The sequence below is a fragment of the Streptomyces sp. HUAS MG56 genome (assembly GCF_058673395.1).
The window spans coordinates 3,379,266-3,390,886 of record NZ_CM178722.1 but is presented as its reverse complement, the minus strand read 5'-3'; the positions used below and the strand labels follow the sequence as shown (position 1 = coordinate 3,390,886).

The 11,621-nt window shown below is 71.4% G+C and carries 10 protein-coding genes; 5 read left to right on the top strand and 5 right to left on the bottom strand.

All coding sequences use genetic code 11. The annotated features are described in order from the left end of the window. Window positions 1-17: 17 nt before the first annotated feature. Window positions 18-767: an ABC transporter ATP-binding protein gene (locus AC4OXY_RS16155; protein ID WP_362819016.1), complete on the bottom strand. Its 750-nt coding sequence runs from the start codon at window positions 765-767 to the stop codon at window positions 18-20. Beyond that, window positions 764-1,270: a PadR family transcriptional regulator gene (locus AC4OXY_RS16150; protein WP_356021327.1), complete on the bottom strand. Its 507-nt coding sequence runs from the start codon at window positions 1,268-1,270 to the stop codon at window positions 764-766. Before AC4OXY_RS16150 ends, AC4OXY_RS16155 begins: the two co-directional genes overlap by 4 nt. Window positions 1,271-1,402: 132 nt before the next feature. Between AC4OXY_RS16150 and AC4OXY_RS16145 the strand changes: the two genes are divergently transcribed. From AC4OXY_RS16145 to AC4OXY_RS16125, 5 genes are all read left to right on the top strand, one after another. Beyond that, window positions 1,403-2,674, top strand: a complete 1,272-nt coding sequence (locus AC4OXY_RS16145; protein ID WP_491994116.1) for an ABC transporter substrate-binding protein — start codon at window positions 1,403-1,405, stop codon at window positions 2,672-2,674. A gap of 135 nt (window positions 2,675-2,809) precedes the next feature. Continuing rightward, the gene (locus AC4OXY_RS16140; protein ID WP_491994115.1) at window positions 2,810-4,654 is read left to right on the top strand and encodes a glycoside hydrolase family 13 protein; all 1,845 of its coding nucleotides are present in this window, start codon (window positions 2,810-2,812) and stop codon (window positions 4,652-4,654) included. 39 nt (window positions 4,655-4,693) lie between these two features. Next, complete coding sequence (locus tag AC4OXY_RS16135; RefSeq protein WP_356021335.1) at window positions 4,694-6,019, top strand: ABC transporter substrate-binding protein; 1,326 nt, start codon at window positions 4,694-4,696, stop codon at window positions 6,017-6,019. 13 nt (window positions 6,020-6,032) lie between these two features. Beyond that, window positions 6,033-7,385, top strand: a complete 1,353-nt coding sequence (locus AC4OXY_RS16130) for an ABC transporter permease subunit (protein WP_356021337.1) — start codon at window positions 6,033-6,035, stop codon at window positions 7,383-7,385. Next, the gene (locus tag AC4OXY_RS16125) at window positions 7,382-8,221 is read left to right on the top strand and encodes a carbohydrate ABC transporter permease (protein WP_356021339.1); all 840 of its coding nucleotides are present in this window, start codon (window positions 7,382-7,384) and stop codon (window positions 8,219-8,221) included. Before AC4OXY_RS16130 ends, AC4OXY_RS16125 begins: the two co-directional genes overlap by 4 nt. 48 nt (window positions 8,222-8,269) lie before the next feature. Here AC4OXY_RS16125 and pgl read toward each other — a convergent pair whose 3' ends face one another. Genes pgl through zwf form a run of 3 tightly spaced genes read right to left on the bottom strand, consistent with a single transcriptional unit; the run spans window position 8,270 to window position 11,621 of the window. Then, window positions 8,270-9,052 carry a 6-phosphogluconolactonase gene (gene pgl / locus AC4OXY_RS16120; protein ID WP_362819009.1) on the bottom strand — a complete coding sequence of 261 codons (783 nt, stop codon included), beginning with the start codon at window positions 9,050-9,052 and terminating at the stop codon, window positions 8,270-8,272. Further along, window positions 9,049-10,086 (bottom strand): glucose-6-phosphate dehydrogenase assembly protein OpcA, encoded by a 1,038-nt coding sequence (gene opcA / locus AC4OXY_RS16115; protein WP_356036395.1) that lies wholly within the window; start codon window positions 10,084-10,086, stop codon window positions 9,049-9,051. The genes pgl and opcA overlap by 4 nt, the downstream gene beginning before the upstream one ends. After that, window positions 10,083-11,621, bottom strand: a complete 1,539-nt coding sequence (gene zwf, locus AC4OXY_RS16110) for a glucose-6-phosphate dehydrogenase (protein ID WP_356036398.1) — start codon at window positions 11,619-11,621, stop codon at window positions 10,083-10,085. The genes opcA and zwf overlap by 4 nt, the downstream gene beginning before the upstream one ends.

Below are 11,621 nucleotides of genomic sequence, written 5' to 3'. Positions count from 1 at the left end.
CCTGAGATCGAGCACGGTCAGTCCTTCAGCTCCAGCACGCCGGAGATGCCGGCGCGGCGCGGCGGCGCACCGTCCAGCGCGGCGTCGTCGACTATCCGGCCGTCGAAGAAGCTGATCACCCGGTCCGCGGCGCTCGCCAGCCGGGCGTCATGGGTGACCAGCACGATCGTCTGGCCGCGTGCGTGGAAGCGGGACAGCAGCCGCATCACCTCGCGGGTGCCCTTGCTGTCCAGGCTGCCCGCGGGCTCGTCGGCCAGCAGCAGCGGCGGATGGTTGACCAGGGCCCGGGCGAGGGCGACCCGCTGCTGCTCACCCCCGGACAGCTCGCCCGGCATGCCGCGCTCCTTGCCGGCGAGGCCCAGCTCGGCCAGCAGCGCCTCGCGCTCGGCGCGGGCCTGCTTCGGCGGGGTGCCGGCGAGCAGGGCGGGCAGTTCGACGTTGTCGGCGACGGACAGGTTCGAGACCAGGTTGAAGAACTGGAAGACGATCCCGATGGCCTTGCGGCGTTCCACCGCCCAGCGCGCCTCCCCGAACGAGTCCGTGCACCGGCCGTCCAGCCAGATGCTGCCCTCGTCCGGCCGCTGGAGCCCGCCCAGCAGGTGCAGCAGTGTCGACTTCCCGGCGCCGGACGGACCGGTGATCGCCACGAACTCGCCCCGGGCCACGCTCAGGTCGACCCCGCGGACGGCGTGCGCGGGCGCGCCCTCGCCGTGGTGTGTCTTGACCAGCCCCTCGGCGCGGAGCACCGGAACACGGTCCTCGCTCATTCCAGTTCCTCCTGGCACCGCTCCAGCCAGTCGAGGTCGGCCTGCAGATGCAGCATCGCGCCCTCGATCAGCAACTGGGCGATTCGGTTGTCCCGGTTCTCGGCCGCGGCCAGCTTCGACAGGCTGCGCATGGTGTTGAGGTACTGGCGCCGCTGCTTGTTGATGAGGGCGATCTGGTCGGCGAGACCGGTCTGCGGGGCGAGGGCGAGCTTCATGAAGAACTCGTCCCGCACCCGCGGCTCGTCCTCGGTCTCCTCGAACCAGACGTGCAGCGCCTCCCGCCCGGCGTCGGTGAGGTGGTAGACCTTCTTGTTGGGCCGGCTGGACTGCTCGACGTCCTCGCCCTCGATCAGCCCGGACTTCTCCAGGCGGCCGAGGGTGACGTAGATCTGGCCGACGTTGGGCTGAGGGTACGCGGAGCCGAGCAGTTGCTCAAGGTCCTGCTTCAGCTCGTAGCCGTGGGCGGGGCCGCGGGCGAGGAGTGCCAGGAGGGCAAGGCGCACTCGTGCTGTCCTCCTGTCTGCTCACAATGTGCTCCAGGCCCTAGTATCGCCCATACCTAACAGGTATACATGGCCTCTGACTCCCGGGGCGAGGGTGCCCGGAGCCGTGTGTACGTGTTCAGGGAGGAACCTATGCGGTGGATACGCGCCGCCGGTAGGGGCCTCCTCGTTCTCGCCGTGATCACGGCCGGGTACGTCACCTCCGGTGCCCGCGCCGAGGAGGGCACGGACGAGGGGCGCGGCCCGCTCACCCTGGCCACCGCCGGCGACCTCACCGGCTATCTCGGCCCGCTGCTCCAGGGCTGGAACCGCACCCACCCCGGCGAGAAGGTCACCCTCGTCGAGCTGCCGGACTCCGCGGACGAGACCCATGCGCAGATGACGACCGATCTGCGCGGCGGCGACCGCAGCCGCTTCGACGTCCTCAACATCGACGTCAACTGGACCCCGGAGTTCGCGGCGGCCGGCTGGATCCGCCCGCTGCCCCCGGACCGCTTCCCGCTGAAGAGCTTCCTGCCGCCCGTCGTGAACACGGCCACCTACGAGGGACGGCTGTACGCGGTCCCGTACGTCACGAACGCCGGGCTCCTGCTGTACCGCAAGGACGTCCTCGCCGAGGCGGGCGTGCCGCCGCCGCGCACCTGGGCCGAGCTGGAGCGCGACGCGAGGACCATCGCGCCGAAGTACGGGCTCGACGGCTACGCGGGCCAGTTCCTGCCCTACGAGGGCCTCACCGTCAACGCGGCCGAGGCCGTGTACTCGGCGGGCGGCACCATCCTCGGCGACGAGGGCACCCGGGTCACCGTCGACTCGGCCGCCGCCCGCGAGGGCATCGGCTTCCTCGCCCGCGGGGTCCGCGAGGGCTGGATCCCGAAGGCGGCGCTGACCTGGAAGGAGGAGGAGTCCAAGCAGGCCTTCCAGGACGGCAGGCTGCTCTTCCTGCGCAACTGGCCCTACGCCTACGCCGTCGCCTCCGCCAAGGGCTCCCGGGTCGCCGGGAAGATCGGCGCCGTACCCCTGCCCGGCCCCGACGGGTCGGGGACCAGCGTCCTCGGCGGCTCCAATCTCGCGGTCAACTCCCATGCCCGGCACCCCGATTCCGCCGCGCGCCTGATCGCCTACCTCACCAGCGCGCAGGTCCAGCGCCAGGTGCTCGTCCGGGGCGCGCTGCCGCCCGTACGCGCCGCGCTGTACCAGGATCCGGCGCTGATCCGGCGGTTCCCCTATCTGCCGACCCTGCGCACCGCCGTGCTCACCGCCGCGCCGCGCCCCAAGAGCGCGCACTACGACCAGGTCAGCCTGGTGGTGCAGGCGGTGGTGTACAGCGCCCTGACCGGCCGCGAGACGCCCGAGCAGGCCGTGCGCCGGCTGGCCGGCGAACTCGACGCCGTCGCCCGTCGCTAGTTACTTGTTAGGTAACGCCGTCATCACGACTGACGGCTCATTGCGGCGATTTGCCCCATTATGGTCAGGCAACTGGCCAGTAGTTTCCGTTCACTTCGTTGACACCCTCGCGAGACTCCTACCTAACATGCATGCATGTTGAGTAAGTACGACGGCTGGTGGCGTGACGCGGTGATCTACCAGGTCTACGTCCGCAGCTTTCTGGACAGCACCGGCGACGGCATCGGCGATCTCGCCGGGGTCCGCGCGGGGCTGCCGTACCTGAAGAAGCTCGGCGTCGACGGCATCTGGCTGAGCCCGTTCTACCCCTCGCCGCAGCACGACCACGGCTACGACGTGGCCGACTACCGCGCAGTCGACCCGCTCTTCGGTGACCTCGCCGAGTTCGACCTGCTGATGACGGCCGCCCACCGGCTCGGCATCAAGGTGCTCCTCGACATCGTCCCCAACCACTGCTCCAGCGAGCACCCCTGGTTCCGCGAGGCCCTGGACAGCGCACCCGGCAGCCCGGCCCGCGCCCGCTTCCACTTCGCCGACGGCCGTGGCCAGGGTGGCGCCGAGCCGCCCAACAACTGGCACGCCATGTTCGGCGGCCCCGCCTGGAGCAGAGTCGGCGACGGCCAGTGGTACCTGCACATGTTCACGCCCGAACAGCCGGACTGGAACTGGCGTCATCCCGAGATCCCCGCCGAGTTCGACCGGACCCTGCGCTTCTGGCTCGACCGGGGCGTGGACGGCTTCCGCATCGACGTCGCCGCCGGCCTGTTCAAGCACCCCGAACTGCCCGACTCCGACGACCCCGAGGCCGACGCCCGCACCCGCGACTCGGTCAATCCGCTCGCCTGGAACCAGCCCGAGGTGCACGAGGTGTGGCGGCAGTGGCGCGCGACATGCGAGGAGTACACGGCCCGCGACGGCCGCGAACGCCTCCTCGTCGGCGAGGTCTCCGTGCCCACCGCCCGCGAACACGCCCTCTACGTCCGCCCGGACGAACTCCACCAGGCCTTCTTCTTCGACCTGCTCGGCGCCCCCTGGGACGCCGACGCCTTCCGCAAGGTCGTCTCCGAGGCCATGCAGGACATCGCCGGCACCGGCTCCACGGTCACCTGGGTCCTCAACAACCACGACCAGGTCCGCACCGTCACCCGCTACGGCGAACCCGTCACCGAAGGCAGCGGTCCAGGGGCTGCGTCGGAAGTGGCGCCTGCCGGGCGACTCCTTGCACGCTCCCCCACTGCCTCAAGGGCGTGGGAGGTGCCCCCACTCGCCGCACCGGGCGAAAGCCCAAGTACGTCCAGTACGAGTGCTTCCGCCCGGCACGCCGAGAGCACGCTCCCCCACCCTCGAACCGAGCTCCGCCCGGCTCGGGCGGGAGGTACCCCCACGACGACGCCACTTCCGACGCAGCCCCTGGGCGCCGCCCGCGCCCGCGCCGCCGCGCTGCTGATGCTGGCGCTGCCCGGAGCCGCGTACATCTACCAGGGCGAGGAACTGGGACTGCCCGAGGTCGTCGACCTGCCCGACGACGTGCTCACCGACCCGATCTTCCGCCGCACCGGCAGCCGCGCCCGCATCCGCGACGGCTGCCGGGTGCCGCTGCCCTGGTCCGGGCAGGCCTCGCCGTTCGGCTTCACCTCCGGCGCCGAGTCCGCCAAACCCTGGCTGCCGCAGCCGGACTACTTCGCCGCCCACGCCACCGACCGCGCCCTCGCCGACACCCGCTCCTTCTGGCACCTGTACCGCGACGGCCTCCAACTGCGGCGCTCACTGCCCCAGTTGGGCGAGGGAACCCTGCGCTGGCTGGACACCCCGCCCGGCGTCCTCGCCTTCGCCCGCGGCGACGACCTCGTCTGCGCCGTCAACTTCACCACCGCCCCCGTGCCCGCGCCGGTCTCCGGCACCCCCCTGCTGTCCAGCGGCCCCTGCCCGCCCGGCGTCCTGCCCGGCTCCACGGCCGCCTGGTGGCTGAACGACCTGTAGATCCTCCGCCGACTTCCCCGCACGAAAGGCCCGTCAACGATGATGCGACGACGTACGACCCTGCTCACCAGCTGTACCGCCCTCGCCCTCGCGCTCGGCGCCACCGCCTGCGGCGGCGGACCGGTCGCGGCCGGCGGCGGCGACAAGGCGCTCAGCGGCCAGACCGTCACCGTGGCCGGTGTCTGGTCCGGAGCCGAACAGAAGAACTTCCAGAAGGTGCTGGACGCGTTCACCGCGAAGACCGGCGCCAAGACCCAGTTCGTCTCCACCGGCGACAACGTCTCCACCGTCGTCGGCAGCAAGATCGAGGGCGGCAACGCACCCGACGTCGTGATGGTCCCGCAGGTCGGCGTGCTCCAGCAGTTCGCCAAGAAGGGCTGGCTCAAGCCGCTGTCACCGACGGCCCGGCAGACGATCACCGCCGACTACGCGCCCGTGTGGCAGAACTACGGCAGCGTCGGCGGCACCCTGTACGGCCTCTACTTCAAGGCCGCCCACAAGTCCACCGTGTGGTACAGCCCCGGCGCGCTCGCCCAGGCCGGCGTCAAGCCGCCGAAGACGTACGACGAGATGCTCAAGGACGGGCACACGATCTCCGACTCCGGGCTCGCCGCCTTCGCCGTCGGCGGCGAGGACGGCTGGACCCTCACCGACTGGTTCGAGAACGTCTACCTCTCCCAGGCCGGACCCCGGAAGTACGACGCCCTCGCCACCCACCAGCTCAAGTGGACCGACCCCTCCGTCGTCAGGGCGCTCACCACCCTCGGCACGCTCTTCAAGGACAAGCAGCTCGTCGCGGGCGGCCAGAAGGAGGCACTGAACACGGACTTCCCCGGCTCGGTGGAGAAGGTGTTCGGACCCAAGCCCGAGGCCGGCATGGTCTACGAGGGCGACTTCGTGGCCGGCGTCGCCCACGACCAGTTCGGGAAGAGCATCGGCAAGGACGCGGACTTCTTCCCCTTCCCCGCGGTCGACGGCGGCACGGCACCGGTCGTCAGCGGCGGCGACGCGGCGGTCGTCCTCAAGGACGCCAAGAACGCCACGGCCGGCATGAAGCTGCTGGAGTACCTCGCCACCCCCGAGGCGGCGGCCGTCTGGGCGAAGGCGGGCGGCTTCCTGTCCCCGAACAGGAAGCTCGACCCCGCCTCGTACGCCGACGACGTCACCCGCGCCACCGCCAAGTCCCTCGTCGGCGCGGGCGACTCGGTCCGCTTCGACATGTCCGACCAGGCGCCCGCCGCCTTCGGCGGCACCAAGGGCGCGGGGGAGTGGAAGCTGCTCCAGGACTTCCTGCGCGACCCCTCGGACCCGAAGGCGACCGCGGCGCAGCTGGAGTCCGCCGCGGCCAAGGCCTACGGGAACTGAGCGGCGACCGCACATGACCGCCACCACCCTCGTGAAACAGCAGGCGGGCCCGCGGGCCGCCGGCCCGGCGCGCGGGCGCCGCGGCCGGCGGCGCGCCCGGCTGATCGCCCTGCTCTTCGTCTTCCCGGCGCTGCTCCTGCTCGGCGCGCTCGTCGTCTACCCGGTGCTGTTCTCCGTCGGCCGCAGCTTCTTCGACGCCTCCGGCACCCGCTTCGTCGGCGCCGGCAACTACACCGGGATGTTCCGCGACCCGGCCACCCTGAAGGCCATCCGCAACACCGCGATCTGGGTCGTCGTGGCCCCGGCCCTGCTGACCGGGCTCGGCCTGATCCTGGCCGTGCTGGTGGAGAAGGTCCGCTGGGCCACCGCCTTCAAGCTCCTGCTCTTCATGCCGATGGCGGTGTCCTTCCTCGCCGCCGGCATCGTCTTCCGCCTCGCCTACGACGAGGACCCGAACAAGGGCGTGCTCAACGCGGCCGTCGTCTCCGTCCACGACGCCTTCCGGAGCACGTCGGCCTACCCGACGGCCCGCGGGCGCGCGGGTCTGCTGACCGAGGACCGCGACGGCTCCTGGCGGACGACGGCCCGGGCGGGCGAGTCCGTGACGCTCCCGATGGTCGGCGTGCTGCCGGGGGACCTGCCGAAGAACGCCGCGCCCGCGTACCCGGCCGCCGCGAAGCAGGCGGCCCCGGGCGAACTGCGCGGAGTCGTCTACCTGGACTTCACCCCCGGCGGGGGCGGCCGGCAGGGCAAGGTCGACCCGAAGGAGAGCGGCCTGCCCGGGATGACGGTCCAGGCGGTGCGCGACGGCAAGGCGGTCGCGAGCGCGACCACCGCGGCCGACGGCTCCTTCCGCCTGCCCGGGCTCGCCGCCGGGTCGTACACGGTGCGGCTGCCGCAGTCCAACTTCGCCCAGCCCTACCAGGGCGTCTCCTGGCTGGGCCCGGCCCTCGTCACCCCGGCGATCATCGGCGCGTACCTGTGGATCTGGACCGGCTTCGCGATGGTGCTGATCGGCGCGGGGCTCTCCACGCTGCCCCGGGACGCGCTGGAGGCGGCCCGGATGGACGGCGCGAACGAGTGGCAGATCTTCCGCCGCATCACCGTGCCGCTGCTGGCCCCCGTGCTGACCGTGGTCTTCGTGACCCTGGTGATCAATGTGATGAAGGTCTTCGACCTCGTCTACATCATCGCGCCCGGACCGGTGCAGGAGGACGCCACCGTCCTCGCGACCCAGATGTGGCTCGTGTCCTTCGGCGGCGGCAACAACCAGGGCCTCGGCAGTGCCCTCGGCGTGCTCCTGCTGCTCCTGGTCATCCCCGCGATGGTCTTCAACGTCCGCCGATTCAGAAGGAGTCAGCGATGAACGCGGTCAGGAGGGGGCTCGGCAACGGCCTCGTGCAGGCCTTCCTGGTGGTGATCGGCCTGGTCTGGCTGACCCCGCTGGCGGGACTGTTCGTGTCCTCGCTGCGATCGTCCGAGGACAGCGCCAAGGGCGGCTGGTGGACGGCCCTGACGAGTCCCGGCCGGCTGTCCTTCGACAACTACACGGCGCTGCTGAAGAACTCCGGCATCACCCAGGCCTTCTGGAACACGGTGCTGATCTCGGTGCCGGCGACCACCCTGGTCGTCGTCATCGCGGCCCTCGCCGGATACGCCTTCGCCTGGCTGGACTTCCCGCTCAGGGAACCGCTCTTCCTGCTGGTGGTGGCCCTGTTGGTGGTGCCGGTGCAGATCGGTCTGCTCCCGGTGGCCAAACTCTTCGGCGCGCTGGGCCTGTTCGGCACCATCCCCGGAGTCGTCCTCTTCCATGTCGCCTACGGCCTGCCCTTCGCGGTGTTCCTGCTGCGGAACTACTTCGCGGAGATGCCGAAGGAGATGCTGGAGGCGGCACGGATGGACGGCGGCAGCGAATGGCGCATCTTCACCCGGCTGGTCCTGCCGGTCGGGCGCCCGGCGCTCGCCTCGCTCGCCATCTTCCAGTTCCTGTGGGTGTGGAACGACATGCTGGTCGCCCTGCTCTTCGCCGACAGCTCGTCCCAGCCGCTGACCGTTCAACTCCAGTCACAGATACGCCAGTTCGGCAGCAACATCGACGTCCTGGCCCCGGGTGCGTTCCTGTCCCTGATCGTTCCGGTCGTGGTGTTCTTCGCGTTCCAGCGGCACTTCGTGCAGGGCGTGATGGCGGGTTCCGTGAAATGAGAAGCGGCGGGGACCGAGGTCCCCGCCGCCCCTACCCACAGCCGGTCGTCACGGCGACGACGGCGGATACAGCGACCGGGGCAGCTGCGAAGCCGCCGCGGAGTCCAGCAGCCACAGGGTGCGCTGCCGCCCGTACGCGCCCGCCGCCGGAGCCTGGATCTCGCCCGCGCCCGACAGGGCGATGGCCGCGGCCTCCGCCTTGTCCGCACCGGCCGCGAGCAGCCACACCTCGCGGGCCGCGCGGATCGCGGGCAGGGTCAGACTGATCCGGGTCGGCGGCGGCTTGGGCGCGCCGTGCACGCCGACCACCGTGCGCTCGGTCTCCCGTACGGCCGGCAACTCCGGGAAGAGCGAGGCCACATGGGTGTCCGGGCCGACGCCCAGCATGAGCACGTCGAAGGTGGGCACCGAGCCGTGGTTCTCCGGCCCGGACGCCTTCGCCAGCTCCGCCGCGTACGCCTCCGCAGCCGCCTCGACGTCCCTGCCGTACGGGCCGTCGGAGGCGGGCATGGCGTGCACGCGCTCCGGGTCCAGCGGTACCGAGTCCAGCAGCGCCTCGCGGGCCTGCGTGACATTGCGCTCGGGGTCGCCCTCGGGGAGGTAGCGCTCGTCGCCCCACCACAGGTCGAGCCGGCCCCAGTCGATGGCGTCCCGCGCGGGCGCCGCCGCCAGCGCGGCCAGCAGGCCGTTGCCGTTGCGGCCACCGGTGAGGACCACGGACGCGGTGCCCCGGGAGGCCTGCGCGTCCACGATCTTCGTGATCAGACGGGCCGCGGCGGCCTGCGCCATCAGCTCCTTGTCGCGGTGGACGACCAGCTGCGGAGTGCTCACTTCGCCGCCGCCTTCCGTGCCGGGGCCTTCTTGGCGGTCTTGGCCGCCGCCTTCTTCGCGGGCGCGGGCGCCTCGGCGGCCTCCGGCTCGGAAGCCGTGGGTTCCGGCGCCGTGTTCAGCCGCTCCACGCCGTAGCGCAGCGCCGACGCGTAGGTGTCGTCCGGGTCGAGCCGGCGCAGCTCCTCCGCGATCAGCTCGGCGGTCTCCCGCCGCTTCAGCGCCACCGCGCGGGCCGGCTGGCCCTCGATGGCCAGCGTGGCCAGCGAACCGTCCGCGCGGTCCAGCACGATCGGGCCGCAGGTGGTCTCCATGCGCACGGCCGTCAGACCGGGGCCGGAGGACAGGGAGCGCCGGACGGGGACGTCCAGCCGGTTCGCGAGCCACATCGCCAGCAGCTCACAGCTCGGGTTGAACTCCTCGCCCTCCACCTCGACGCCCCGCACCTCGCAGGTGACCTGGTCCAGGGCCGCCGCGAGCATCGAGCGCCACGGCGTGATCCGGGTCCAGGACAGGTCGGTGTCGCCGGGCGTGTAGGCCTCGGCGCGGGCCGACAGCTCCCGCACCGGCTGCTCGGCGGTATAGGTGTCGGTGACCCGGCGCTGGGCGAGCGCGCCCAGCGGGTCCTTCGCCGGGTCCACCGGGGCGTTCACCGGCCACCACACCACGACCGGGGCGTCCGGCAGCAGCAGCGGCAGCACGACCGAGTCGGCGTGGTCGGACACCTCGCCGTACAGCCGCAGGACGACCGTCTCGCCGGTACCCGCGTCCGCGCCCACCCGCACCTCGGCGTCCAGCCGGGACGTCGTACGGTCGCGCGGGGTGCGGGAAACCCGCTTGATGACCACGAGCGTGCGCGAGGGATGCTCGCGCGACGCGTCGCCCGCGGCCTTCAGCGCGTCGTAGGCGTTCTCCTCGTCGGTCACGATGACGAGGGTCAGGACCATGCCCACGGCCGGCGTGCCGATGGCCCGGCGGCCCCGGACGAGCGCCTTGTTGATGTCGCCGGCGGTGGTGTCGGTCAGGTCTATCTTCATGGCCGCCGCCAGCTCCGTCCGTCTCGTGCGAGCATCTCGTCCGCCTCGGCGGGGCCCCACGTGCCCGACGGGTACTGCGCGGGCCTGCCGTGCTTGTCCCAGTACTGCTCGATCGGGTCGAGGATCTTCCAGGACAGCTCGACCTCCTCCGTGCGCGGGAAGAGGTTGGCGTCGCCCAGCAGCACGTCCAGGATCAGGCGCTCGTACGCCTCCGGGCTCGACTCGGTGAACGACTCGCCGTAGGCGAAGTCCATCGACACGTCCCGGATCTCCATCGAGGTGCCCGGCACCTTGGAGCCGAAGCGGACCGTGATGCCCTCGTCGGGCTGGACACGGATGACGATCGCGTTCTGGCCCAGCTCCTCCGTCGCCGTGTGGTCGAAGGGGGAGTGCGGGGCCCGCTGGAAGACCACCGCGATCTCGGTGACCCGGCGGCCCAGGCGCTTGCCGGTACGCAGATAGAAGGGGACGCCCGCCCAGCGGCGGTTGTCGACCTCCAGCTTGATCGCGGCGTAGGTGTCGGTCTTCGACTTGGCGTCGATGCCGTCCTCTTCGAGGTAGCCGATGACCTTCTCGCCGCCCTGCCAGCCGCCCGCGTACTGTCCGCGCACGGTCGAGGCGCCCAGGTCCTTCGGCAGCCGTACGGCGCCGAGCACCTTCTCCTTCTCGGCGGCCAGCGCGTCCGCGCCGAAGGAGGCGGGCTCCTCCATGGCGGTGAGCGCCATGAGCTGGAGGAGGTGGTTCTGGATGACGTCACGGGCGGCGCCGATGCCGTCGTAGTAGCCGGCGCGGCCGCCGATGCCGATGTCCTCGGCCATGGTGATCTGCACGTGGTCCACGAAGGACCGGTTCCAGATCGGCTCGAACATCGTGTTGGCGAAGCGCAGCGCCAGGATGTTCTGGACGGTCTCCTTGCCGAGGTAGTGGTCGATCCGGAACACCTGGTCCGGCTCGAACACCTCGTGCACGACCTTGTTCAGCTCCTCGGCCGACTTCAGGTCGTGGCCGAAGGGCTTCTCGATGACGGCGCGCCGCCAGGAACCGCCCGACTGGTCGGCCAGCCCGTGCTTCTTCAGCTGCTGGATGACCACCGGGAAGGAGCGCGGCGGCACCGACAGGTAGAAGGCGAAGTTGCCGCCCGTGCCCTGTGCCTTGTCCAGCTCCTCGATGGTGGCGCGCAGCCGCTCGAAGGCGTCGTCGTCGTCGAAGGTGCCCTGGACGAAGCGCATCCCCTGGATGAGCTGCTGCCAGACCTCCTCACGGAACGGCGTGCGGGCGTGCGCCTTGACGGCGTCGTGGACCTCCTGGGCGAAGTCCTCGTTCTCCCACTCGCGGCGGGCGAAGCCCACCAGCGAGAAGCCCGGCGGCAGCAGACCCCGGTTGGCGAGGTCGTACACCGCGGGCATCAGCTTCTTGCGCGACAGGTCGCCCGTGACGCCGAAGATCACCAGGCCCGACGGCCCCGCGATACGCGGGAGCCGTCGGTCGGCGGGGTCACGAAGCGGGTTCGCTCCGGATCCGACGAGGGGTGACAA

Bases quoted from the DNA above. Each gene is read 5' to 3' on its own strand.
- AC4OXY_RS16135 (WP_356021335.1), top strand. From the start codon at position 4,694: ATGATGCGACGACGTACGACCCTGCTCACCAGCTGTACCGCCCTCGCC.
- AC4OXY_RS16155 (WP_362819016.1), bottom strand. From the start codon at position 767: ATGAGCGAGGACCGTGTTCCGGTGCTCCGCGCCGAGGGGCTGGTCAAG.
- AC4OXY_RS16125 (WP_356021339.1), top strand. From the start codon at position 7,382: ATGAACGCGGTCAGGAGGGGGCTCGGCAACGGCCTCGTGCAGGCCTTC.
- opcA (WP_356036395.1), bottom strand. From the start codon at position 10,086: ATGAAGATAGACCTGACCGACACCACCGCCGGCGACATCAACAAGGCG.
- AC4OXY_RS16130 (WP_356021337.1), top strand. From the start codon at position 6,033: ATGACCGCCACCACCCTCGTGAAACAGCAGGCGGGCCCGCGGGCCGCC.
- AC4OXY_RS16145 (WP_491994116.1), top strand. From the start codon at position 1,403: ATGCGGTGGATACGCGCCGCCGGTAGGGGCCTCCTCGTTCTCGCCGTG.
- AC4OXY_RS16140 (WP_491994115.1), top strand. From the start codon at position 2,810: ATGTTGAGTAAGTACGACGGCTGGTGGCGTGACGCGGTGATCTACCAG.